Source organism: Microbulbifer maximicatervae (SeqCode), assembly GCF_052468095.1.
Map to the genome: position 1 here is coordinate 1,013,062 of NZ_CP174332.1, position 23,745 is coordinate 1,036,806.

Sequence of the window (23,745 nt, forward strand, 5' to 3'; positions counted from 1 at the left end):
ACTGTTAATTTATACAGTATCTGTCCAGTGGCAACAAGTGAGAATTCCTTGGATAGGCACTTTTTTGCACAGCCTAAACCGGCTATGATTCCGCCTCTTTAATTGAGCACTAATTATTCTATTCAGGGGGGACGGAGTGAGTATCAAGTCCGACAAGTGGATTCGCCGCATGGCAGAGCAGCACGGTATGATTGAGCCTTTTGAGGCCGGTCAGGTGCGTCATAACGATAATGGCGATCGACTCATCTCCTATGGCACCTCCAGCTATGGCTACGATGTTCGCTGTGCTCGTGAATTTAAGATTTTCACCAATGTTCACTCAGCGACAGTTGACCCCAAGACCTTCGATGAAAACAGCTTTGTGGATGTTGAAGGCGACCACTGCATTATTCCGCCAAACTCCTTTGCCCTGGCGCGTACAGTGGAGTATTTCCGTATCCCGCGCTCTGTATTGACGGTTTGCCTGGGTAAATCCACTTATGCCCGTTGCGGTATTATCGTCAATGTGACGCCACTGGAGCCGGAGTGGGAAGGTCATGTGACTTTGGAGTTCTCCAACACCACTAACTTGCCTGCGAAGATCTATGCCAACGAGGGTGTGGCACAGATGCTGTTCTTCGAATCCGATGAAGTATGTGATGTGTCCTATGCCGATCGTGGTGGCAAATACCAGGGCCAGCGCGGCGTTACCCTGCCTCGCACCTGATCACCGGTCTTACTGCAGTACTATTTCCTACCTATGACAGAGGTTTCTACCAGCCAGCTACCTGAAAGCGTCGATGTATTGGTCATTGGCGCTGGGGCAGCTGGACTAATGTGCGCGGCTACAGCGGGCCAGCGCGGGCGCAACGTGTTGGTCCTGGACCACGCCAACAAAGTCGGAAAGAAAATCTTGATGTCTGGTGGTGGCCGCTGCAACTTTACCAATCTCTACACCAGTGCAGAGAACTTCTACAGTAATAACCCCCATTTTTGTAAGTCCGCCTTGGCTCGCTATAGCCAGTGGGACTTTATTGCACTGGTGGAGAAGCACGGAGTTGCCTATCACGAGAAAACTCTCGGTCAGCTCTTTTGCGACAATAAATCAAGGGATATTGTCGACTTGTTACTAGCGGAATGCCGTGCGGCCAAGGCACAGATCCGCACGCGCTGTAGCATTACTCAAATTCGAGCTCTGGGGCAGGGGTATAAGGTCGAAACCAGTATGGGGACGGTTACCTGTGAATCCTTGGTCGTGGCTACTGGAGGCCTTTCTATTCCCACCATGGGGGCGAGCGGGTTTGGCTATGAGATCGCTGAGCAGTTTGGGCTTGATTTAGTCCCAACTCGAGCAGCGCTAGTGCCATTCACCCAGCATAAACGGCAATTGGAGCGTCAGGGTACCTTGCCTGGAACCTCCCTTTCAGTGACTGCTTCTTGCGCTGAAGGTAGTTTCCAGGAGCAGATGCTGTTCACTCACAGGGGGCTGAGTGGGCCAGCGGTTTTGCAAATTTCCAGCCACTGGCGAGAAGGTCAAACGGTAATATTTGACTTGGCTCCAGAGAAAAATCTGGCAGAGTGGTTACCGCTGCGCCGACAACAGAGCCCGGATAGCCACTTACACAGCGTTTTGGCTGAGGTTTGGAGCAAAAAGTTAGTACAGTTTTTCCTGCAGCGAGCGCAAATTATTAGCCGCCCCCTAAAACAGTTTGGGGAGGGGGAGTTACAGCAAGCTGGGGAAAAGTTACAAAGCTGGAAATTGGTACCGGCGGGCACTGAGGGATATCGCACTGCTGAGGTAACATTAGGTGGAGTCGATACTGCACAGGTCTCTTCCCGTACTATGGAATGTAAAACCCGGCAGGGGCTTTATTTTATTGGTGAGGTTCTCGATGTAACCGGCTGGCTCGGCGGGTTTAATTTCCAATGGGCTTGGGCTTCAGGTCATGCTGCAGGAGAGGTGGCTTAATGGTGTGCCGGTACAATAAAGTTTGAACACTGTAGAAAAAGTTTGAACACTGAATAATAAAGTTTGAACACTAATTATAAAGTGTGAATATTGCCACATCTGCGAGTGCACTCAGCGGGAGAGGTAGTCGTGCAGCCTATGCAGCAGGAATAAATGAGGATGAATATAACAATATATCCTTCGTTACTAGTTCAAAATCGATAACAAACCAAATCTTATATATAGATATTAAGTGCAAACTGTTGATTTGAATGCCACCTTTTAAGGCCTTCCGTATTTTAAGCCAAGCTCAGAAGTTGTGTAAGGCTTTATATGGCTCACAAAATACTCATTAAATGAGTCATAGAGCCTATTTCTATGACTCACAAAATACCCATTAAATGAGTCATAGAGCCTATTTCTATGACTCATAGTAGATTTACTTTGGCTGAAAATTTTATGAGATATTTTCTTTTTATAAGAAATTATCAAGACAATCCTTAAATCATATAACATAAAAAAATCAGATTTATAATAGGTAGAAACACTCTACGGTTTAGGCGTAGCGGTCCTACGAATTTGTAAGATCTGCTAAATTTCATAATGTTTGAATAAGGATGAACACAACCACTTAAATATGACCTCAGTATGTATACTATAGATACCGGATTAATAAATCTTACAGACCTAAGATGTTAATGCTTTAGTCATAAATCAGATTGGGGTGAAAAGTTTTGGCGCGACACAGAAGGTTAGAGAGGCTAACTGATTTTCAAAGAGCTCTGAAAAACAAGTATGGGCTGGGAGCTGGAGAAGAATACAAACCCTGGCTGAGAGTTCAGGATGTTAAATCTAAGGGAAATAGTGGAAAAATTCAGGGTATTAAAGTTAATAGAGAGCATCATACCCTCTCAGAAAACGAAAGCTGTCTCTTCTATCTGGTTGAAAACTGTGATTCAGTAATCGATATAAGGGAACAGTTTCCCCTTCTCCCCCTAGACTTTTCTATCAAGATTGCAAAGAATCTAGATATAAATCATCCAAAAGTGCCTGGTTCTGGATCATACAATGTCATGACTACAGACTTTGTTTTGACTTGCACAGATAAACACGACTTTTGGTATGAGGCTATCTCTGTTAAATCAGCCCAAGAACTATCAATAAAGCGTACAGCTGAAAAATTAGAAATTGAACGTATTTGGTGGGAGCTTCTGGGGGTAAATTTCCATATATATACTATGAATGAAATATCGGTTATTCAATCTAAAAATATTCAGTGGTTTACCTCTGCATATAGACAAGGACGTAGATTTAAGGAAAGTATAGAAAAGCAAGCCATAAAGACATTACATGTCGGGATCAATTTGATCGAAGATATATGCAATGGATTCTGTAAAAATGTAGATGTTAAGAACGATGAAGCTTTAGTACTTTTGAAGCATTTAATCGCTATTAAGAAAGTTGAGGTAGACTTAAGTAAACCGATAGCAGAGTCTGGAGTTATAGATATAACAAATATTCTTTCATCAATCGGTAGGTAAGCATGCGAGTTGAACGAAACAGTGTTTGGAGTATAACTGATATTGATGGGGTTGATAGTGGTGTGTATCGTGTTCTTGAACTTTTTTATGATATAAATATTCTGGTTCTTTTTAATCTTGAAGAATCTGGAGGTTTAAGAAGGCCTATTAAGATTGATAGCTCCAGATTTTTGTGTGCGATTAAAGGAGGAGCTGTGAAAAGAAACTTTAGTCCTCTTCCCTACTATCAGCTAGCTGATGAGGGGTTGATACCTGAAGCTCATATTAAAAAACGTGATAGAAATATTGAGCTGATAAGTGAGCTAATAGAAAATCCAGATTTTCTCCTTGAGATTTCTACTGAAGAAAGAAGCAAAGTTCTGGTAAATCAGGCGAAAAGTAAAGGGGTAAGGGCTCAGAGAATATATAGGTTATTAAATCAATATTGGAGGGGTGGGCAAGAAAGAAATGCCCTCCTGCCTGCTTACAAGAATTCTGGAGGAGCTGGAAGAGTTAGGGTCTCAGGAGGTCTTAAACGTGGAGCTCCAATAAGAATGCTTACACCGAGCATGGAAATACATCAAGGGGTTAACACTTCGGAAAATGATAAGAATAATTTTATTTTAGCGATGAAGAAGTATGGCTTGAAAGGGCGTCGAGTTCCATTTAGTCAAGTTTATGAAAAAATGTTGAAGGAGCTATACTCACAAGAACTAATACTGGCAGAGAGTGAATCTAGGTCGCCGAATGTTCCATCATATCGTACTTTTATATATTGGGTTAAAAAATTAATCCCAAAAAATGAAATAATCCGAAAGCAAACTACAGTGGGTGACTTTGAAAGAAACAAGCGTGGGTTAAGAGGAGCTGCGACAGATCATACCGAAGTTCCTGGAAGTTGCTTTGAATTGGATTCAACAGTACTGGATGTTCATATTGTCTCTGAATTTAGGCGCTCTCATGTTCTAGGTAGGCCTACTGTTTATTGTGTGGTAGATAAAGAAAGCAGGATGATTGTTGGGCTTCACGTTTCTATGGAATATGCTTCTTGGCGTGCGGGTCGTCAAGCTCTTGTCAATAGCTTTACGGATAAGAAAAGTTATTGTTCTAGGTTCGGTATCGAAATCGAAGATCATGAATGGCCTTGCCATCATATCCCCCAGCGTTTGCTTTGCGATCGAGGGGAGTTTATATGTAAGAGCGCTGAAAAATTAGCCGTTCCATTAATCGGTCACCTGAGTATAGCTCCACCTTATCGCGCCGATCTTAAAGGCATTGTGGAACGAAGATTCGAAATATTGAATAAAAATCTAGTCCATGAATTATTAGGGACAACTAGAGGACATCATTATATTCGAGGTGATCGTGATCCACGTCTCGATGCAACATATACATTAGATGAAGTAACAAAATTACTTATTGATGAGGTTATGGAGCATAATAATTCTCTATTTGACGGTTTAGCTGCACAATCCGTCTTGTTAGTGCAAAATGGATTGCCCCCTACACCGCTTAATTATTGGAATATCCATCTAAAAAAGCATCGGCATGCTTTAAGTAGATCAGAGGAGTCCGAAGTAAGGGCTAAACTTCTACCTGCGGTAGAAGTATCTATGACGAGTAAAGGTATCCGCTTAAATGAGGATATGTACTATGAATGTGACCGGGAAGAATTTCAAGAATGGAAAGTGCTTGCCAGGTCTACCAAGTGCTGGAAAATGGAAGCTCGTATCGATCAAGATAACTCTTCATTCATATATGTTCGCCTTAAGGAGCGCGAAGGGTTCACTAAATGCAACTTGATGAAGTTTTCTGCAAGCCTTAGTGATAAGCATCAAGCTGATATATTGTATTTTAAAGATTGGAAAAAGAAAGAAAAATGTAAAAATAAACCAGGTAAAAAGTCTATAGAAAGACATAATAGACGTAAATTAGTTAGCCAAGTAGCAAAAAGTGAAACAAAAAAAGATGTACAAGATAAGAGTAAGACTGAGCGAATAAAGGGAATGAGAACACGAAGAAAAGAGGCGGTTCTTGATAGACGAATTGAATACGGTGAATCCATTAGAGAAGAGAAATCAGAACTATATCCCGATGATGAGAACTTAGAGTCAAAAAGGAAAAATGAAGCTGTCTCATTAATAAAAAGGAAGAGGCGGAACCAGTGAGAGGTGTAAATTATGCAGAGTATAACATTGCAATACTCCCGGAGCATCGGGGGAACCCCTTGATCGAAGCATTACCAAAAAAATTGAAAGATGAGGATTTGGTAGAAAAATTAAGTAGCTATCCTTCATTTTCTGAAAACGAGAGAAAGTTGAGTGCTTTCGAGCGTATTGAATACCTTACAAGAATCGAAGAGTTAAGGCAGCCTCTTCCAGTATATCTAGAATGCTTTAGAGCAATTGAAATTGCGATTAAGAAAGGTTATTCAAGCAAGAATCCCCTGTCGCCGACAACCATGAACTATTTACACTACCCTGTAGACCAACGATCTAAAGTTGCTCCTAGAACAGGTTATTTCAAATCTAACGGGAGTGGTATAACTTTACTTGGGGAAAGCGGTGTCGGAAAAAGTTGTATGCTAGAGCAGATTTTAAATTGTTTTCCAGAAGTTATTGAGCATCGTAAATACCAAGGTGAGCCTTTATATATTAAGCAAGTAGTATGGGCTAAAGTAGATTGCCCAGAAAACTCAAGTATCAGAGCCCTTTGTCTTAAGATTTTATCGGAAATTGATAGAAAGCTTGGAGGAGAAGAGACTAAGCCAGAAAAAACGAGTGATCTACTTGTTAAGCAAATTGAAGCTAAAATAAAGTCTAGCTTTTTAGGTGTCATAATAATAGATGAAATGCAGCATTTAAATTTGGCAAAAGCTGGAGGCGAAGATAAATTTCTGGGGTTTCTTCATAATCTTATGAATGAATTGGGAGTTCCCATTCTTCTGTGTGCAAACCCTCCTTTTGACAAATTATTAGGGAAAACTCTAAAGACAGCAAGACGTGCAGAAAGTCAAGCTTCTTTTACTATGGACTTGATGAAAAATGATGAGGAGTGGACCATGTTTGTTGAAGAACTTTGGGTGTTGCAATGGACAAAGGAAAAAACTCCTTTAACTAAATCTCTTAGTGACAAATTATATGATCTATCTATTGGTAATATGGATCTGGCTGTAAGAATTTATAGGGAGTCTCAGCGTTTAGTAATTGGTTCAGATAACGAGTCTATAACAGAATATGTCCTGGAGTATGCAGCAAAAAAAGCTATAAATTTCTCCAAAAAATCTGTAGATGAAGCAAGGATAAATAGGCTTGAAAAATTTCGGCGTATCAGAAGGGAAAAGAGTAATAATAGGTCTAAGGTCGAAACTAGTGAAATTTCCGTTAAATCTATAGATACTTCGAAATCAGAAGTTATGATTATCCCCGGAGATTTAAATCGCCCCCAGCACCATGAATTTCATCAGAAGCTATCTTACTTGCAATCTATTGGTGACTTAAATGAACTTATTAAAGATCCAGACTTGATAAGGCGAGCATCTATTGCAGAGAATCCTGAAGCTGAGTTAAAAAAAATGGAAATTTTATTTAAAAATCCGATCAAGCATCTATCCTCAAAGTAAGTTTCACCCCATATTTGACAATATGCTCCTGCCCAAAGCTTTTCCTGATGAACTTTTCTTTAGTCGAATTATTCGCTTTGCTACTATTTCTGGATTAAAGGGTAAAGAGTTTAATAAAATATATCTTGCTGAGGAGAGGGCCTCCATACACCCCTTTTTGACATCGAATCTAAAAAAACTTTCAGCCCTGACAGATGATGAAGCGTACGAAATTTTATTTGGTCAGACATTGGCTCCAATATATATATTTTATTTGCCTAAGTATTCAAATAACATAATAAAATTTATGTTGAGTAATGATAGCGCGAGATCAATAAGGGAAAGTCAGCTCCCATCATTTGGTGCAGGTTCTTCGCTATGCTTGAAATGGTGTCAAGAGTGCGCCTGTAGCGATATAAATCAATATGGAGTTGCTTATTGGCATAGGTCGCATCAAATCCCTGGGGTCTCTTCTTGTGGTATACATCCAGTACTCTTAGAGAGAATTGACTTACTTAATCGTCAACGAATTAACCTTGGATTGTTACCATCAGTGACCTGCTGTGCTAAAGAAGCATCTAGTGTTGAATATAAGGTAGGTAAGTTTGGATATGATTTTTTAAGAAAGATCAAATGGCCTATTCCGTTAATAGATGTTACTTCAAAATATCGCCTTAAATTAAATAATATGGGCTTGGTAACGAATAGTGGCCGTATTAGGCGTCTAAAATTAATGCAAAATTTTTATGTATATTCACAGCAGTATCGGCCATTTTATAATAGCTCGCTCCCAAAATCTTCTGAAGACTTCAGATATGTTTCTCAACTTTTAGTTCAAGGAGCAAGCCATAATCCCTTCCAGCACATTTTTTTCTCAAGTTGGCTTTTTTCTACCTTCCAGCAATTATTAGAGGATCATAATAGTGTAGAGTTTGAATTCCAAACCCGTAAAAAGGATTTTGCTATGAGGACGAAAAGGAAAGAGAGGAAATGTATTGATATTCTACGAAGCAGGTCGCTTAATGAAACCTCTAAAATTACAGGGAAAAGTAGAACTTATCTGAAAAGACTTGCAGCGCTCCACGATATCCCCTTGAATCTTAAGCCAAAGAAATTATCTAAGGCTTGTAGAGATGAAATTATTCACCTTGGGTATACAAGAATGAACCGGCATCGAATAGCTACAATTTGTAAAATTGGTGTAGGATCAGTAGAACAAGTTATCTCAACTCATCCTGAACTAGTAACTTATCGTAAACGATGCCATATGGAGTCAATGCGACGTCGCTATAGGCTAAAAATCCTTAAATATTACAAATCCCACCCTAAAGCAATTCGTAAAGATATTAAGTTACACTGTAATAAAGCCTTTTATTGGTTGTATTTATATGATCGTGAATGGCTAGAGGTTGCTCTACCTAAACCTCTAAAGGCTAAGGGGAGGTATCCTAAAAAATAGAGAACATATTTATTGATTGAGAGGTGCAGGAAGGCCTAAGGGATGTTTATAACCATACTTCTTGCGAAACTCATATCTCTGTATGTTTAGCCAAGTAATAGCACATCTTTTTGTAAAGTCAATATAATTATTGCTGTTAATTTCCATTCTTGAATAATCGCTTTCACGAGAGCTAGCTATAACACCAGAAATTGAACAGTCAGTGAAAGAATCTATATTCCATCGGGAACAAGATGCGCAGGCTCCCTTTTTATCTTTAAGTATAGGGAACTCCATTCCCCATCGTTTAACTTTTATAGTTTCAAAATTTTCTTTTTCGAAGTTTTTAATGATTTTATAGTTTGATTGCAATTCTTTACTGTACACATCATAAAAACTCATATGACAATATCTCTTCAATCTTGCTCTTAAGAGGTTCAGGTCGCTCTTCGTGGGTTCTGCTGATCTCCTATCAGAAAATTTCCCAATGTAATTTTTCTGATAGGATAAAGTCTGAACAAAATATTCTATGTAGGTTAGTTTTGCACAGGGAGAAAAGTAAAGTTTCCACTTACTTATGGGGTCCTCATAATGTTTATTATTGTAAACTTCTGAAGTTAAATGTTTTATTGAGCTGGATACTTTCTCCCAGTTAGCCGATAAAACACCTAAAATCACGCTTTTAATTTTGTTTTTTACTGAAGGGGTTCTTTTGATTTGCCATAACGGACAGTTATGCTTTTCGCAATATGATATATATAACCACTTGCTTTCGAAAAACGCATGGCCCTGATTTGCAAGTTTTTCTTCAATACACCTTTTACAAAACTTAATAGGTATTCGTTTTCCAGTAAATTGTCCATGAGAGTAGTTAAGAATTTGCGGGAAGCCTTTAAAATGTGTAAATCTATTTCTGCTAAAAGTGTCCTCTGTTCCGATAGAGTAAGTAGAGTCAAAAATGTCAATCAGTACTTTCTCGGGATAAAAAGTGAAATATTTTTTGGCTGTATCCGGAATTGAAGGGTACTCTCTCCATCCACCCCCGCCAGCTATTAAGCTATTTATATTCCGAAACCCAGCTTTTATAAAAACTCTTAATATAAAGGAATGGATGGATTCACCCGGCTGTTGCAGTGCTCTAAACATAGTTATACCATATTGTAAAGATAGAAATATTGTGTGGTTTGTAGTTTCTCTATCTAGCTTGCTGATAAGTTTGTTCTGAGAGCTATAGAGCTTCATAAATATACACACATATATTTTGAAATGGCTTATTATTTTTTATGAATACCTAATGATATACCAAGAAATCTAATATTTAATAATTAAAAGTACTTAAAGGACATGTTATTGTTTCCATATAGTATATCCCTTGAAAAATTTACAATACTCTATTGAGCCATGTCAATTGATGACGGGCTCGTTCTAAATATCTCACTCTGTTTATATGTATATTATAATTTTCGTATACTAATGGGATTTTTTTCATTTTTAAAAAATACTATAGGGTTTAGCATGGTTTTTCAGAATTGCTTCAATGGTATTAAGCACCTGCTGATTGTAGATCTTGAGGCAACTTGTTGGAATGATCGCCCACTATCTGTTGGGGTAATGGAGGTCATTGAATTCGGACTTGTACTGACTACTTTGGATGGTGAAATCTTAGCTAGTCATAGTCAATTTGTTAGACCAATGATTAATCCGAAACTTAGTAAGTTTTGCAGTGAACTTACAGGTATCAAAAATAGCATGGTGGCTAGTGCGCCTGATTTCAGAGAAAGCACGAGTCTCCTTAACTTATGGTTATCTCATTATGAGTATCAAGCCTGGGCTAGCTGGGGGGAATACGATTGGAAGCAGATCAAAGTAGAGCTGATACGGCACGGTTGCGCGCCAGATTTTTTTGCTAAACCGCATATCAACCTGAAAGCAGTATGGCAAGAAAAGACAGGTAAGAAGCGTCGTTCAGGACTTGGATCTGCTCTACAGTCTCTCGGTATTGTCTTTGAAGGTCAGCAGCATCGCGGTGTGGATGATGCACGTAATATTTCGAGAATACTTCCTTACTTGACTATTTAAAAAATGTATCGTTGGTTTGATGCGAATAGGTGATGTACTTATTATAAATATAATTTTGATTGTATGAGAGGCTTAACCTCTGCCTTTCATGTCATAGAAATTTGTCTCATTTATTCATAGATGGCTATTGTATTTTATGACTCTTAATCTTTTATTGCGGGAAGATCAAGAGTACTCGATTTAATATTGTTTAGATACTCCGCTTTGATTGGTTGTTGATATGAAAGTTAAATTATTTTATATGATTATGTAATCCTGGGTTTGTTCAAAAAGATTGTTTTATATTTTCTGGGACTCATTATAGATATCGTATCTAAAGGAAATGATACCCACCATATCTCCTATAGTGGCAGTTAAGTTACATATTTAGATCTCAGACTAGAGCTAGAGGGGTAGTGTTCAGAATTCTGTGTCATTTCTTTACTATTAGCAAAAAAGAGATGACCCATGACCAAACCTACTTTCGATATGGATGCCGCCGTCAAAGCCTTATGCGAGGGTAAAGACCTCAATGGCAAAGATGGCATCCTCACCCCTCTGATCAAACAACTCACTGAAGCTGCCATGAAAGCGGAGCTGGAAGAGCACCTCGCCAGCGAGGATAAGCCCAACCGCAAGAATGGCACCACCTCAAAAACTATGAAAAGCCCCGCTGGCAGCTTCGAGCTGCAGGCGCCGCGGGATCGTGCCGGCACCTTCGAGCCTCAAATCGTCAAGAAGCATCAAACTCAGCTTACCGACGAACTGGAACGCAAGATTACCGCCCTGTTTGCCCTGGGTAACAGCTATCAGGACATCCGCACACATATTGCCGATATCTACGGAATGGAGCTTTCCAACGGCACCATCAATGCCGTTACTGACAAGCTGCTGCCTGAACTACAAGCTTGGCGTGAGCGCGACCTGGAGGCTGTCTATCCTATTGTCTGGCTCGATGCTATCCATTACAAAATCAAGGAAAACGGTCGTTATGCCAGCAAGGCCATTTACACGATTCTTGGCCTCAATATCGAAGGCAAGAAGGAGTTATTGGGGCTCTACCTATCCGATCAAGAAGGCGCACATCATTGGCTGAGTGTTCTGACCGATCTCCACAACCGTGGGGTCAAAGATATCCTCATTGCTTGTGTTGATGGCCTGCAGGGTTTCCCTGAGGCCATAGAGAGCATCTACCCTAAGACCGAGATCCAGCACTGCATCATCCATCAGATCCGCAACTCACTAAAGTATGTAGCTTCAAAGAATCAATAGGCCTTTATGGCCGATCTCAAATGCATCTACAAGGCGGCAACGCTCAATGCCGCCGAGCACGCTTTGGACGAGCTGGAGACCAAGTGGGGTGACAAATATCCAATGGTGATTAAGTCCTGGCGGGGTAAATGGCCGACTCTCTCGGCCTACTTTAAATACCCGGAATACGTCCGCACACCGATCTACACTACGAATGCGGTGGAGGCTGTACACAGGCAGTTCCGCAAGTTGACCAAGACCAAGGGCGGCTTCGCCAATGAGAATAGCTTACTGAAGCTTCTCTATGCCGGTATACTAAAAGCCTCCGAACGCTGGACGCACCCAATTCAAAATTGGAATCTGACACTATCACAGCTGACGATCCACTTCCCAGATCGACTGGAGAAATACATCAGCCTATGAGGCTATTTGGCTGACACAGAGTTTCCTAATTACCACCCTTGCTAAGTCACATTTAACTGTATATAAATACAGCTATCATGTTGATCTGTAAGGGAATACACCATGGCTCGCAACAAGGTACAGTTCCAGAAGGGTATTAGTTTGACCCAATTCCTTAAAGCTTATGGTACAGAAGAGCAGTGCTTCGATGCTCTCTGTCAATGGCGTTGGCCAAATGGCTTCTGTTGCCCTCACTGCGGACATGACAAACATTGCAACCTCGCTTACCGCAAGCTCAAGCAATGTAACCGGTGTCGACGTCAGACATCGATTACTTCTCGTACGATATTTGACTCCACCAAACTGCCCCTTACTACTTGGTTTCTCGGTATCTTTCTGATTACCCAGGATAAGAAGGGTATTTCCTCTATGGAGCTGGCTCGTCATCTGGGTCTCTCTTACAACGCTGCCTGGCGTATGAAGCAGAAACTCATGCAGGTGATGATGGAGCGGGACCAACAGTACAAGCTATCCGGTTTTATTGAATTGGATGATGCCTATCTCGGTGGTGAACATACTGGATGCAAGCCGGGGCGCGGAGCTAAGGGTAAAACTCCCTTTGTGGCTGCCGTTGAAACTACCAAAGATAGACGTCCTACTCGTATCAAGCTCTCTATTATCAAGGGCTTCAGGAGCAGTGAGATTTCTACCTGGAGCAAAAAGCATCTTTGCAGCGGTAGCATGGTTATCTCAGATGGCCTTGCATGCTTCAATGCTGTCACAGAGGCTAATTGTGTACATGACAAGATTGTTTGTGGTGGTGGTCGAGCTTCTGTTGAAGAGCCTGAGTTCTATTGGGTGAATACGGTACTCGGCAATCTAAAAAGTGCACTGCGTAGTACCTACCATGCGATTAGGCCGAAATATGCGCAGCGATATTTGGCAGAATTTCAATATCGATTTAATCGACGGTTCGACTTATCAGCACTCATTCCAAGACTTTTTTTTTCTCTCTTCGGACACCTCCAATGCCGGAAAGACTGCTGAAAATTGGCTTAGTATAGGTGGTAATTAGGCAGAGTTTTGAACACCCTCGCTAGAGGTGGTATCGCTATACTTTATCAGCTTAATTCTAAGGTATTACATTTACCTAAGCCCTTTGCTCGAATCCGTTTAACATTGATATTTATTAAATGACGGATCACGAAGCGAAATAGTAATTTCTTAATGCCAGTTAAATTACTTCCATAGAGCAGATAAAAATCATCAGGTTGCGTATAAACTCCGAAATCGTCTGCGATACCTTCTTTCTGTATAAATGTATCTTTATCCTCCCAGTCAATGGGTGGGTTTTGTAGGCATTTTGTGGCAATACCATAGCCTTTAAACTCAGAGCATTGATTACGGAACCCTTCTTGGACTTTGTTCAGGTATGGGCGGTCGATAATATATCCTTCAAGGTTGATCCACCTATCATTTGAATATACTTCAACCCAGCTGTGGATAATTCGTTCAGGTACGATATAGAATAGATAACTAGGTATGGCACCTTTCTGAAGGTCTTTAAAAATAGTAAATCCATGAATGCGTGTAGGAATGCCAACAGCGCGAAGCAAAGCCATTAGCAATGTTCCTTTAGTGTTACATTGTCCGTACCCGTCTTTCAGTACCCTGCTAGCCGGAATACGATCATCACTATTGTAACCAAATAAAATATCATCACGAACAAACTTATAGATGGCACCAATGGCGTCATACTGAGATAGCTTACGCCATTTCTTATTTTCAATTAACATCTGAATGGTTTTATTCTCAAAGTCAAGCATAGGGGTTTCTGATAAGTATTCACGAGTAAGTGTCTTCATTCATTTGTTCTCCAAGGTAAGTTATAATGTGGGCTTATTTAAACTCTGCCCTCTCGTATAATTGAATAAACCTCCTAAGACTTCACGAAAGCTCTCTTATCAAAATCATTCCTAAATGAATGTCGCATAGACTTTTATTTGGGCTGCTTATTCAAAGTTAATCCCCCACTTTCATGCAAGGTTAACGGTTCCTGAAAGAATTTTAATCTACTTAATGAATTTAACATTAGTATTATGATCTCGCATCCCGATTACTTGAAGAATATAGCCCTTTTAAAGCTCTACCTTTCCAACCCAAATTCCGTGGACTATGGGACCGATAGACTCCTTACTAGTGTAAGTGTCGTTAACTGTAAATTGACCTCTTCTAGAGGCTGACTCCTCACTTGGAGAGAAGGTGTGACCAAATAGCCACTTTGGGGTTAATGATAACTTTAGGGCAGTGAGTTAAGTTGAGGTGTCTGAATTTACTTGCTAGAATCCCATTCAGTAGATTCTGGTCTCTTTGTAACTTTTATGAATGTAGTTCGACTATCATTTCTATTAATTGTGCTTATGGTCTTTCAGACCGCAGGTGCATTCTATGATAGCCATGAAGAAGTTCAGGAGGTAACGAATCACCTGTCTCTACATCATGATGAAGATCTGCCCGGCAATTTACCGTTTCAACCGGACAGCTCCCCTTCTGATTTAAGCTTACAGATCCCCTCCAGCGGGGATGAGGCTGATCAATCTTCGTTTCTTCTGGATTTATGTAATCACTGCTGTCATTGCCATGGAAGTACCTTTACCGCCCTGGTAGGTCAATCATTACTCTCTATTCTGAGCGGAATCGTTAATTATCGAGAATTCGGCAATACACGTGTTCCCAGTGGTTATTTTACCCCTCTACTCCGCCCACCTATAACCCAAGTCTGATTGCTCTAATGCCGCGCGAGTAAGGAGAGCTACAAGGCCCCCTTGCGCAATTAAAAACTGACTTGGGAGATACCCATGGATTTTTACTGCACGCTCACTGAGAGTGTGATTCGTCGTCGTGCCATATTCCAGTTGATGGTGGCGATAATGTATTTAGCTGCGCAATCAGTATCCGCGCAGGAGGGGGATTTACTGACATTACCAGATGCGATTGAGCTGACGCTCGCACAGAATCCGGAGCTTGCGGTATTCCCATTACAGAGAAGAGGTCTAGATGGTGCTGAAGAGACTGCAGCACTGCGGCCTGCGTTAAGCCTAGGAGGTGAGGCTCAATACAAGAACTTTGGTGATGGTGGCTCCAATAATGCGCCAGATCCCGAGGATGATGCCGACAATGAGCTTGAGTTGACGGTAACTTTATCCTCCGTAATTGAGCTAGGAGATAAACGTAGAGCTCGAATAGATGTAGTCAATGCCCAGCGTAATTTACTGATCGCGGATGAGCAAGCTAAGGCGCTAGATCTTCTGGCAGAAGTTATCCGTCGCTATGCTCAGGTTCTTGCTGCCCAGGAATTAGCTGTATTGGCTAGGGAGAAGGTATTACTCGCACGTGAAACGCTAAGCGCTGTCAGCGCCAGAGTCAGCGCTGCTGCTAGCCCGGTTTCTGAACGCCTACGAGCGGAGTCCGCCCTGACAAAAGCAAGCCTCGCTAAGCAGACGGATGAGAGCATGCTAGTGTACTACAGGCATGCCCTATCGGCTCTGTGGGGACAGCCGAGTATAGATTATCGAGTAGACTCCAGTGAGCTCTATCGTTTTGAGCCCGGCGCTAGTTTTGAGGAACTTTATGCGCGTGCGCAGGAAAACCCAGCTATAGCGCGCTTTGCTTCCGAAGAGCGACTGAGTGCTTCACAGCTTCGTCTCACCCAGTCCAACTCAAAGCCTGATGTTGGATGGTTTGCAGGTCTTCTCGTGAATCGGGCTGTTGACGAAACTACAGCTTTAGCTGGTTTCGAAGTTCCACTCTTTACCGCAAAACGCAATCGTGGTGCCGAGCTAACAGCAATGACTGAATTGGATGAGGTTATGCTCCGTCGTGAGGCGGCATTACTACAACTTTATCCTCAGCTATTTCTTGCCGTAACCGGTCGCGAACAGGCCCTGGCTACTGTCTCCAGTTTGCAGGATTCTGTAATCCCTAAGCTTCGCGAGGCATTGACTGAAGTAGATCGTGCCTATCGTCGTGGCCGGAGTTCTTATCTTGACTTAATTGTTGCTCGGGAAGAGTTGCTCGATGCTGAACGTGCACGAATCGAAGCAGCGCGGTCTGTACTTCTTTTCGGCGCTGAGATTGAGCAGCTTACAGCAGGGCCTTTAGGTTCCGAGAGTGTAGGAAGCGGAAAATAATTTTGGATTTAGATATGAGCAGATTAAGTAAAGTAATTCGCCTGGCAATATTATCCATACTCCTCATTTTCTCTGGATTTTGGATTGCAAGCCTGGGTCATGCAAATGGTGGTCATGATGAACATGTTAAGCAAGATGAAGAGCTGGGCTCCAATGATAGCCATGATGAGCATGATGAACAGGAAGGGAAACAATTCTCTAGTCATGGACATAGTGATAACCATGGCGGACATGATGAGCATCAGGAGGAAAAGGGCCCCAATGGTGGCCGTTTACTGACTGAGGGGGATCTAACGGCCGAGTTGCTTATTTATGAAAGTGGTGTAAAGCCAGAGTTTCGAGCCTGGATTTCTCTTAATGGTAAACCTTTAGAGAATGCTCGTGTTTCCGTAGAGCTTGAAAGACTTGGTGGAAAAGTGGATCAAATACCCTTTGCCTGGGAGGATAGTGTTGGGTATTACCGCGGTGAAGGCGTAGTAAAGGAACCTCACTCTTTTGATGTTGCCGTTTCTGTTTTTTACAACGGCGAGCGCACAAGTTGGGATTATGAGTCCCATGAAGGTCGAGTGCAGATCTCTGAACAAATGGCAAAAAAGGCAGGCATTAAAACTGCAATTGCTGCTCCAGGTATAATTAAAGAAAGCGTTACCTTATATGGTAAAACTGCGATAGATCATCGTAACCTCAGTCATGTGCGTGCACGTTACCCAGGAACCGTAATCACTGTTAAAAAAACGCTTGGCGATTTGGTAGCGAAAGGGGAAGAGCTTGCTTCTATCGAATCCAATGACAGCTTGCAAATTTATCCATTGGTCGCTCCTATTAGCGGTCAGATAATTGATAAGCAAGCCAGCCAAGGTGAATTCAGTGGCGAACGGGTGCTGTTTACCATAGCTAACTACGACCAGCTGTGGGCTGAGTTGCAAGTATTTCCGATGCGTCGCGATCAGATCAAATTAGGGCAACAGGTTTCAATTACAGCTGGTGAGCGTTCTTTTGAGTCAACTATCAGCAGCCTTGCTCCGAGCAGTAATGGTCAGCCCTTCGCGATTGCAAGAGCGGTGATTGAAAACCCCAATGAGCTCTGGACTACCGATCTAATGGTCCAAGGCCAAGTAGTAACCAATGAAAAATCTGTGCCTTTAGTGGTCGAGAATCGTGCACTACAACCTTTCCGCGATTGGACGGTGGTATTTATCAAAGTGGGAGAAACCTATGAAATTCGTCCACTAAAACTCGGCCGTAGCGACGGCACTGTAACCGAAGTGCTGAGTGGCCTCAATGAGGGTGATCGCTATGTCACCGAGAACAGCTACCTGATCAAAGCGGATATTGAAAAGTCCGGCGCTGCACATAGCCATTAAATGAGGCCAGAAGATGATTGAAAGTATACTGCGCTTCTCAATTGAGCGGCGCTACTTCGTACTGTCCCTGATCTTTGTATTGGTGGGCCTGGGGGTTTGGAGTTATCAGAGACTTCCAATTGATGCGGTTCCCGATATCACCAATGTTCAGGTACAGATTAATACCGAGGCTCCTGGTTATTCACCTTTAGAGGCGGAGCAGCGGATTACTTACACTGTGGAGGCGGCACTCGCCGGCTTGCCTAATTTAGAATATACCCGTTCGCTCTCTCGCTACGGTTTGTCCCAGGTCACTGTTGTTTTTAAAGAGGGTACAGATCTCTATTTTGCTCGGAACTTAATTAATAGCCGTCTCAGTAGTATTAAAAGTCATTTGCCTCCGGAGTTAGAGCCTGAAATGGGTCCCATTGCTACCGGACTCGGTGAGATTTTTATGTACACAGTGGAGGCTCTGCCTGGCGCCACCCAGCCCAATGGGCAGCCTTACGACGCCACTTCACTGAGGGAAATTCAAGATTGGATTATAAAACCGCAATTATCCTTAGTCCCCGGAGTTACTGAAGTTAATACCATCGGTGGCTATAACAAGCAGTATCACGTAACACCCGAACCTCGACAGATGCTTAACTTTGGCGTATCCATGGAAGATATCGCTCTAGCGCTGAGCCGCAATAACGAAAGTCGCGGCGCTGGTTACTTGGAGGGGAATGGACGGCAACTTCTGGTGCGTTCACCAGGGCAGTTGCGAAATATTGCCGAAATTGAGGATGTGGTAATTACCAGTCGCGCCGGGGTGCCGGTTAAAATTTCGGATGTAGCCGAAGTAGCTATTGGAAAAGAGCTTCGCACCGGTGCTGCCACTCGCGATGGTGAAGAGACCGTATTGGGCACAGCTATGATGCTGGTAGGGGAAAACTCCCGGGAGGTAGCTCGAAGTGTAGCGGAAGCCTTAAAGCGAATAAAATCAACCGTACCTGAAGGTATTAAGGTAGAGGCGGTTTATGATCGGACCACTCTGGTAGATAAAGCTATCGCTACAGTGCAAAAAAACCTTGTTGAGGGTGCGCTGCTGGTTATCGTGGTATTGTTCTTGTTGCTGGGAAATATTCGAGCCGCCTTTATTACTGCAGCGGTAATCCCGCTTTCCATGCTTGCCACCATTTTCGGCATGGTGCAAACGGGTGTTTCCGCCAATCTGATGAGTCTCGGAGCCCTTGACTTTGGCCTGATTGTCGATGGGGCCGTGATAATTGTGGAGAACGCGATTCGCCGACTTGCCGAAGCCCAGCATCGCAACGGAGGCAAGCTGCCCCTACAAGAGCGTTTGGAGCTAGTATTCCAAGCTACCAACGAAGTGATTCGCCCAAGTTTGTTTGGTGTTTTGATCATTACCGTGGTGTATATCCCTCTATTTTCGCTTACAGGTGTGGAAGGGAAGATGTTCCACCCCATGGCTGCCACTGTAGTGATGGCTTTACTCGCTGCACTGGTGCTTTCATTGACCGTTGTGCCTGCAGCAGTTGCTGTTTTCCTGACAGGTAAAATCAGTGAAAATGAAAACAAAGTTATTGTTGCGACCAAATCTTTATATAAACCACTGTTGATTGCTGCAATGAAAGTGCGCTGGTTAGTACTTTCTGGGGCTCTTGCATTAGTACTGTTCTGCAGCTGGCTTGCAACAACACTGGGTTCTGAATTTATTCCTCAGCTCAATGAGGGTGATATCGCTTTACACGCCCTGCGTATTCCTGGTACCGGTTTAGAGCAATCTGTAGAAATGCAAAGCTTGTTGGAGCAGCGTATTAAGGAGTTTCCTCAAGTAGATAAAGTATTCGCAAAAATTGGTACACCAGAAGTAGCAACAGACCCAATGCCGCCAAATGTAGCCGACAATTTTGTGATCCTGAAGCCCCGTGACCAATGGCCCGATCCGAAACTGCCCCAGGAACAATTGGTTGCTGAAATCGAAGAAGCTGTGCGTCAGTTACCGGGAAATAACTACGAGTTCACCCAACCAATCCAAATGCGCTTTAATGAACTAATTTCCGGCGTACGTGCAGACCTGGGTATTAAAGTATTCGGTGATGATCTGGATCAGCTGGTGGCTTCTTCAAATGAAATTCTCGGTGTGCTAAATGGAATTGAGGGTGTTGCTGATGCTCGTGTAGAACAAGTGGAGGGTCTACCGATTCTATCAATAGTGCCGAATCGAATCGCACTCGCCCGCTATGGAATAGATCTGCAAACCTTGCAAGATTTGGTTTCAGCGGCTATTGGAGGTGAAGAGGCTGGATTGATTTACGAAGGCGATCGCCGTTTTCATCTGGTAGTGCGTCTGCCGGAAGGCTTGCGACGAGACTATGAGAACCTTGGGGATTTACCTGTTCCGTTACCTACTGGTAGCCCATTGGGTAGCTATGTGCCCTTGTCAGAAGTTGCTAACTTGGAAATGACCCCTGCCCCCAACCAGATCAGCCGGGAAAATGGTAAGCGCCGTGTTGTGGTAACTGCCAACGTCCGCGACCGTGATTTGGGGTCCTTTGTTGAAGAGGCGAAGAGCCGTATTGATCAGCAGGTCTCTTTGCCTGCAGGTTACTGGCTAGTATACGGCGGCACTTTCGAGCAATTGGAATCCGCCAGTACTCGCCTCTCAATAGTGGTTCCACTGACACTATTGGTAATTCTGGGACTTCTGGTGATGGCCTTTGGTTCATTCAAGGATGCCTTAATTATTTTCAGTGGAGTACCCCTGGCGCTTACTGGAGGTGTCTTGTCCCTATGGTTGCGCGATATGCCTTTATCTATTTCTGCTGGAGTAGGATTTATTGCACTATCTGGTGTGGCGGTGTTAAACGGTTTGGTAATGCTCTCCTTCATCCGACAACTTCGTCAGCAAGGTGGTGAGTTGCTCACATCCATTATCGATGGTGCTATGATCCGCCTGCGTCCAGTATTGATGACTGCGTTGGTTGCAAGTCTCGGTTTTGTTCCTATGGCTTTGAATGTAGGTACTGGAGCAGAGGTTCAAAGACCACTAGCTACGGTGGTAATTGGAGGCATAATTTCTTCTACTCTCCTAACCTTGTTTGTACTGCCATTGCTTTATCGGATAGTGCATGGAAGAGAAGGTATATTGAAAATATAAACATAATTTATGATGCTCACCTTTGCTTATATTTAGGTAGGGGTGAGCAAAATTTTAATGAAAATATTTAAGTGTTTGTTGGTTCATTTTTGAGCATGAAAGAAATGGATGCGCTTGATATTTATATAAGATAAATAGAAAATAATAGATGTTTCTATTGCCTCAATGGAGTGACGGGTTTTTAGTGTGTAGGTTTAGTATGAGTTTACTGCTTGCAGATTTTTATTCTAGTTCAATGCCAACCTTTATAGGTCCTAAATTGAGTGGGCGGAAGTGCTGGTGCCCTTGATCTCTGATTTTAGTGAATTGTAATTTGACTTCTCATGAGGTTGACTAATAAATATGATCTGAATTTTTAAAGAAAGACAGGATCTAGCCTCGAGAGAGAATTTGAAGTAAGTAATTGTTGATGTTTAAAACATAAATATCCCTAAGTGGAGTTCTGTTTAGAGAGGGCATGAATATGTCTGAATGTGGTTGCGGTGTAGAGCAAGCAGATAAATTAGAGAGAAGCACTTTAATGGTGCTGCTAGTGATCAACGCAATTATGTTTGTGTTTGAATTAATTCTTGGATGGTTTGCTCAGTCAACAGGACTGATTGCTGACTCTCTAGATATGTTGGCTGATGCTGCTGTGTATGGGATCTCTTTATTTGTTGTAGGTAGAGGGGTTATATATCAAGCTAAGGCAGCTAATGTCAGTGGAATAATTCAAATTATATTGGGATTGTGGGTGTTGTATGAGGTTTGTAGGAGATCACTTTTTGGAAGCGAGCCAGAAAGTATACTAATGATATCAATAGGGGCCTCTGCCTTGTTAGCAAATGTTGTTTGCCTCCTAATAATATCAAAGTATAGGGAAGGGGGTGTACATATGAGAGCCGCTTGGATTTTTTCAGCCAATGATGTTGTCGCAAATTTAGGAGTGATTGTGTCAGGACTACTAGTGGCGGTAATCGATAGTCGTTTTCCTGATCTTGCTATAGGCTTAATAATTTCGGCTGTTGTCACTCGAGGTGGTTTTTTGATTCTTAAAGAGGCGAGGGAGTCCACTCGAAAAGCCAAAATATCCTAAGTGACCTTAAGGTTTTAATAGTATGAGTAATATCAACTTCTTAGTGGCTTGTCTAAAATAGTTTGTAGATCAATGGGAGTCTTACCTGAAGATGCTTGTCACTAATTTCTGAGAGCAAAAGATGCAATGATCCCTTAAGGTTTGAGTTGGCGAACTTATGAGTGCTTTTCTCTCATAGAGCAGTTTTGTGCATCCATTTTAATGCGTTATGACATGACGCACTTTTTTCACCTTTGACCTAGATGGTCTAGGCAGAAATTTTATTATTATATGCTGCCGAATATTCCCTTACAGCCTCCAAAGGATCTAGTCGAAGTATTGTTAGGTGTTGAATATCTTTCATTGGGGCATAAAAGCCTAAGAAGTCCTCAAGTGTTTTTTTTATAGCTCTAAATTTTTAGCCGACTGTAACTAAAAATTGATACGTACCTTCTGTTGAAAAGAATATTGAGCCGCGACATTAATGTCTACTAGGTGAGCTTCATGGCAAAGTATGGTGCAATGCTTTAGATCGGTGATTTGATCTATATCTCTTCAGTCTTAAAGCCGTATGGCAAATAATTGTCGAGCAGCTGTTTCATCGAGTTAGATGTTTCAGAAAGTTCTCTGTCGCTCATATTCTATAGGTAATATTGGTAATGATAACGATTTTCAATTAAGTGTGTGGTTCTGTGCCTGTAAAAATTTATACTCTTCATAACTTCCGGTCTAGTGGATACTTTTGGTGGGAAAGTTGAGTTTAATAATTTAACACTAAGTTAGGGTGAAGTATGGGGCTTAATTGGGAGGTGGCTCGGAGGTACTAGGAAGGTGTTCTGTTTCTTTTGATACTAAATATCGCCATTGCTAGATGAAATAAGAAAATGTTACGTAGATTGCGTGTGCCGTATGCTCTCTCATTTTGCAAAGTACTCCTAAAGTTAGCTAGAAATCAGATCTTATCTTCAGCCACATCTACGAGGTTTGGTATGCGCTTTATAATTGAAGCCGATTTTGTAGTGCTTCTTTAAGCTGGCCGGCAAAGATAATGTTTTTCAGTTCATCGGCGGATGTAGGTAAATCTATCCCTGGTGCTCAGCTTTCAGCATTTTTAGTTTGGTGGATGCTTCTAAAGTGCCTGCTGAATAGATATTTTCCCATGGTAATAAAATGTGTAAGCACGATTGGGTATTTCTGAGGGATGTCTAAAGCGGTATTCTGGTTTTTTGTGTGTTGAAAATGGCCATTGTTTCTGTGGTTTTAATTGTGCAATAGGGAATCTCGCAAAGATAATGTGGATAATTTTTTATTGATAGTTAAAAAATAAAGAGTAATAAATAGATTATTATGGATGGTTGTCATAAATGAGACTGAGTTTTCTATTTTAGTCATGAGAATTAATGGCGTTTAGTTGGTGTAGGTAAAAGAAAAGGAGGTGGAAGTACAGTTGCGCCTTACTTGGTACTATTCTCCTTAAAGTAGATCGTTGTAATAAAAAAATATCCAATAAATTACTTGGTGTTGCGGGGCGTGTTGTTAATTGTGGTGTGGTTTATATGAATGTGATGTATCAATCTTTACTTAAAAATACGAATTTTCTGCTGAAAAATAGCAGGGAGATTAAAGATTGAGGAAAAACGACAATGTAAGCTTGAATATTTGTGCGAATTTACTCTACCCCTAAGATTGAATTAATTCTATTAAGCTTGTCATCAAATAGTTTATATTTGTTAATTGGCTGGTCACAATATGTTACCAAAATATAAGCTGTAATTTGCTGTAATTGGCGGCAAGG

General features: G+C 41.9%; 14 protein-coding genes and 2 pseudogenes. 14 read left to right on the forward strand and 2 right to left on the reverse strand.

Features of this window, described 5'->3' with window-relative positions; genetic code table 11:
• The first annotated feature begins 136 nt into the window (after window positions 1-136).
• From dcd to ACJJIL_RS04435, 6 genes are all read left to right on the forward strand, one after another.
• Window positions 137-706 carry a dCTP deaminase gene (dcd, locus tag ACJJIL_RS04410; RefSeq protein WP_282933840.1) on the forward strand — a complete coding sequence of 190 codons (570 nt, stop codon included), beginning with the start codon at window positions 137-139 and terminating at the stop codon, window positions 704-706.
• Between the two features lie 33 nt (window positions 707-739).
• Window positions 740-1,948: a BaiN/RdsA family NAD(P)/FAD-dependent oxidoreductase gene (locus tag ACJJIL_RS04415; RefSeq protein ID WP_445361285.1), complete on the forward strand. Its 1,209-nt coding sequence runs from the start codon at window positions 740-742 to the stop codon at window positions 1,946-1,948.
• Between the two features lie 713 nt (window positions 1,949-2,661).
• On the forward strand, window positions 2,662-3,468 hold the full coding sequence (locus ACJJIL_RS04420; protein ID WP_152454496.1) for a TnsA endonuclease N-terminal domain-containing protein: 807 nt from the start codon (window positions 2,662-2,664) through the stop codon (window positions 3,466-3,468).
• A 62-nt stretch (window positions 3,469-3,530) separates the two neighbouring features.
• A complete protein-coding gene (locus ACJJIL_RS04425) occupies window positions 3,531-5,615 on the forward strand; it encodes a TnsB C-terminal domain-containing protein (protein ID WP_216646258.1) in 2,085 nt (694 codons plus the stop codon).
• A 59-nt stretch (window positions 5,616-5,674) separates the two neighbouring features.
• On the forward strand, window positions 5,675-7,069 hold the full coding sequence (locus ACJJIL_RS04430) for an ATP-binding protein (RefSeq protein WP_216646257.1): 1,395 nt from the start codon (window positions 5,675-5,677) through the stop codon (window positions 7,067-7,069).
• Between the two features lie 22 nt (window positions 7,070-7,091).
• A complete protein-coding gene (locus ACJJIL_RS04435; RefSeq protein WP_152454494.1) occupies window positions 7,092-8,507 on the forward strand; it encodes a TnsD family Tn7-like transposition protein in 1,416 nt (471 codons plus the stop codon).
• Between the two features lie 9 nt (window positions 8,508-8,516).
• Here ACJJIL_RS04435 and ACJJIL_RS04440 read toward each other — a convergent pair whose 3' ends face one another.
• A complete protein-coding gene (locus tag ACJJIL_RS04440) occupies window positions 8,517-9,632 on the reverse strand; it encodes a hypothetical protein (protein WP_152454493.1) in 1,116 nt (371 codons plus the stop codon).
• A 327-nt stretch (window positions 9,633-9,959) separates the two neighbouring features.
• Here ACJJIL_RS04440 and ACJJIL_RS04445 point away from each other — a divergent pair, with 327 nt between their 5' ends.
• The 3 genes and pseudogenes from ACJJIL_RS04445 (at window position 9,960) to ACJJIL_RS04455 (ending at window position 13,261) form a co-directional block, all read left to right on the forward strand.
• On the forward strand, window positions 9,960-10,565 hold the full coding sequence (locus ACJJIL_RS04445; RefSeq protein ID WP_216646256.1) for a 3'-5' exonuclease: 606 nt from the start codon (window positions 9,960-9,962) through the stop codon (window positions 10,563-10,565).
• 447 nt (window positions 10,566-11,012) lie between these two features.
• A pseudogene (locus ACJJIL_RS04450) lies at window positions 11,013-12,218 on the forward strand (IS256 family transposase).
• A gap of 102 nt (window positions 12,219-12,320) precedes the next feature.
• A pseudogene (locus ACJJIL_RS04455) lies at window positions 12,321-13,261 on the forward strand (IS1595 family transposase).
• A gap of 57 nt (window positions 13,262-13,318) precedes the next feature.
• On the opposite strand, the gene ACJJIL_RS04460 reads toward ACJJIL_RS04455, so the two are convergent.
• Window positions 13,319-14,062 carry a transglutaminase-like domain-containing protein gene (locus ACJJIL_RS04460; protein ID WP_152454492.1) on the reverse strand — a complete coding sequence of 248 codons (744 nt, stop codon included), beginning with the start codon at window positions 14,060-14,062 and terminating at the stop codon, window positions 13,319-13,321.
• Window positions 14,063-14,578: 516 nt separating this feature from the next.
• Here ACJJIL_RS04460 and ACJJIL_RS04465 point away from each other — a divergent pair.
• The 5 genes from ACJJIL_RS04465 to ACJJIL_RS04485 all read left to right on the forward strand — a co-directional run bounded on the left by ACJJIL_RS04465 (window position 14,579) and on the right by ACJJIL_RS04485 (window position 21,971).
• Window positions 14,579-14,980 carry a hypothetical protein gene (locus ACJJIL_RS04465; protein ID WP_282933837.1) on the forward strand — a complete coding sequence of 134 codons (402 nt, stop codon included), beginning with the start codon at window positions 14,579-14,581 and terminating at the stop codon, window positions 14,978-14,980.
• A gap of 75 nt (window positions 14,981-15,055) precedes the next feature.
• Window positions 15,056-16,387 carry a TolC family protein gene (locus ACJJIL_RS04470; protein ID WP_152454491.1) on the forward strand — a complete coding sequence of 444 codons (1,332 nt, stop codon included), beginning with the start codon at window positions 15,056-15,058 and terminating at the stop codon, window positions 16,385-16,387.
• A gap of 14 nt (window positions 16,388-16,401) precedes the next feature.
• Window positions 16,402-17,751 carry an efflux RND transporter periplasmic adaptor subunit gene (locus ACJJIL_RS04475; protein ID WP_152456399.1) on the forward strand — a complete coding sequence of 450 codons (1,350 nt, stop codon included), beginning with the start codon at window positions 16,402-16,404 and terminating at the stop codon, window positions 17,749-17,751.
• Between the two features lie 13 nt (window positions 17,752-17,764).
• Complete coding sequence (locus ACJJIL_RS04480) at window positions 17,765-20,896, forward strand: efflux RND transporter permease subunit (protein ID WP_152454490.1); 3,132 nt, start codon at window positions 17,765-17,767, stop codon at window positions 20,894-20,896.
• Between the two features lie 457 nt (window positions 20,897-21,353).
• Window positions 21,354-21,971: a cation efflux transmembrane domain-containing protein gene (locus ACJJIL_RS04485; RefSeq protein ID WP_253868658.1), complete on the forward strand. Its 618-nt coding sequence runs from the start codon at window positions 21,354-21,356 to the stop codon at window positions 21,969-21,971.
• Window positions 21,972-23,745: the final 1,774 nt, after the last annotated feature.